Raw genomic sequence first — 496 nt, 5'->3', positions numbered from 1 at the left:
GCTTGCTTTTTTTATCAAATATGTGAAAAGCACGGCCGTTTTTTTAGCCGCCATTATTACCCAGGGCATTATCATCACCGTATATTTTATGGACCTCCTGCCCTATTTATGGCTTAACCTGCTGGGTTGTGCTTTGGTAATAGGGATAGCGGTGATTATTCAGAATTTCATATCTCCGGAACATAATGACATTGAAGAGCATGAAGCCGAAGAAAATTAAATGGGGAATTATAGGTCCCGGACGAATTGCCCATAAGTTCGCCACCAGTTTTAAAATTCGTAGAGGACGCCGAATTATATGCGGTAGCCAGCCGCAATGCTGAAAAAGCAGCAACATTTTGTGAAGAGATGGAAGCAAAAAGATCTTTTGGCTCCTATGAGGAAATGCTGAAAGACCCTCTTTTAAACATCGTATATGTTGCCACGCCACATAGTTTTCATCATTCCCATACCCTGCTCTGCCTTCGTGCCGGTAAAGCAGTATTATGCGAAAAAC

1 protein-coding gene and 1 pseudogene are annotated in these 496 nt (G+C 42.1%); both read left to right on the top strand.

The window, feature by feature from the left end; genetic code table 11:
* Positions 1-220, top strand: a pseudogene (locus HC175_RS17740) (sodium:solute symporter); the annotation flags it as partial.
* Positions 221-246: 26 nt separating this feature from the next.
* A partial coding sequence (locus tag HC175_RS17735) for a Gfo/Idh/MocA family protein (protein ID WP_168139598.1) occupies positions 247-496 on the top strand: 250 nt, incomplete at its 3' end.

The organism is Salinimicrobium oceani, assembly GCF_012037645.1.
Note: the sequence above shows the minus strand (reverse complement) of the source record. Positions and strands in the feature narration are given on the sequence as shown.